The sequence below is a fragment of the Streptococcus oralis subsp. oralis genome (assembly GCF_002096435.1).
Lineage (GTDB): Bacteria > Bacillota > Bacilli > Lactobacillales > Streptococcaceae > Streptococcus > Streptococcus oralis_AA.
Window position 1 is genome coordinate 1 of the sequence record NZ_NCUI01000015.1, and the last position, 1516, is coordinate 1516.

The following is a 1516-nucleotide window of genomic DNA, read 5'->3' on the forward strand; positions in this document are numbered from 1 at the left end:
AGCTACATGATACGTTGCTACTCCAAGAGCGTTTAAAGCAAGTATTGAAATCCCTAACTTTAATAATTTTTTTCTACTCATTCTTTTTCCCTTAACACTTTCAAAATACAGTAAGGAGGAGAGTAAATATTTCTACCCTCCTCTTACTATGCAATCCTATTGTTCAGCTGTGTTTTTCCAAACTAGAAGTCCTGTAAGTCCAAGAATGAGAACTGCAATGACTTCAAAGAGTGTAGAAACTTCAGAACCTGTATTTGGCAAGTTTTTGCCTGGATCTTTTGGTGGAACTTCCCCCTCAGAAGGTGGAATATTTGGAGCCGGTGGTGTTACCGGTGTTGGTGGGAACACCACAACTGTATTGGTAGATTGTGGGGTGTGATTGAAGCTTACTGTAGCTGTATTTGGTACACCATCCTGATACTTAGCGAAGTCTGTTCCTTCTTTGAAGTTTGTGTAAAGAACGAGAGTTACTTTACTTCCCTTCAAGGCTTCAAGAACATCCTTGTCGCTGATTTCAAGAGTCACAAGATTTTCAGTTTCATCGTAAGTAACAGTAGCAATTGCTTCCAATTCTTTACCTACTAATTCACCACGATCATTTGAAGACTTACTCAATTTATCAATAGCTGCTTGAAGCTTAGTTTGAGCTTCTTTTAGTTTCTTGATTTCATTTTCGAGTTTCTCTTGTTGTTGTTTCTTATCAGCTGGTGCCAATTCTGCTTCTTTCTCAGCTGGTGCTTGAAGTTTAGCCAAGTTTTCTTCAGCTGCTTTCAACTCTGCTTCCAAGCTTGCAAGATCTTGACTTGATTCGCTAGTTGCAGGTTTCTTATCTTCTGTTGCAGAAGAATCAGATGTAGCTGGTGTTGTCCCTTCAGCAGCTGTTGCTGGAGTAGCTGGTTGTGCTGCCTTAGCTGCTTCCAACTTCGCTTTCAATTCAGCAACTTTCGCTTCCGCCGCTTTCAAATCTTCCTTCTTGTTAGCCTCTGTTGAAGTCTCATCAGTTGACTTACCTGTCAAAGCTTTGAGTTCTTTCTCAGACTGTTCAAGTTGGGCTTGAAGAGTTGCTTTGATCTTGTCAAATTGAGCGTTTTCAACTTTGAGGGCGATGCGGTCAAGGTTCACTTTGAGGACTTGATTGATTTTATCACTGATCGTGAAGTTCGTCAATTCCGTCTTCTTGATGCGACCGTACTCATCTTTCAAGGCATTTCCATTTTCATCCTTAGGATCTGCAGGAACGAGCGTTGAAATGTCGAAGCGGAAGGTATCTAAAGCGTTTGGCAAGTGGTATTTTTTATCAGGTTTAGATCCATCTTCTGGCCCAACAGACTTAACTGGTTCACCTGGTGTTGGATCTGTTGGTTTTTCTGGGTCACGTGGTTTCACCGTTACCGGTTTTGATTCCTTGCTGCCAGATTGACCATTGGCATCCTTGAAGTTAACACTTGCTTTGTTTGGTACCAATTGATCCTTATAAGGAGTCAAATCGCTATGCGCTTTGAGTTTAGCTGGGATG

General features: G+C 41.4%; 1 protein-coding gene. It reads right to left on the reverse strand.

The annotated features are described in order from the left end of the window. Positions 1–156: 156 nt before the first annotated feature. The coding region (locus tag B7723_RS00075; protein WP_084943922.1) for an LPXTG cell wall anchor domain-containing protein at positions 157–1516 on the reverse strand (1360 nt) is incomplete at its 5' end.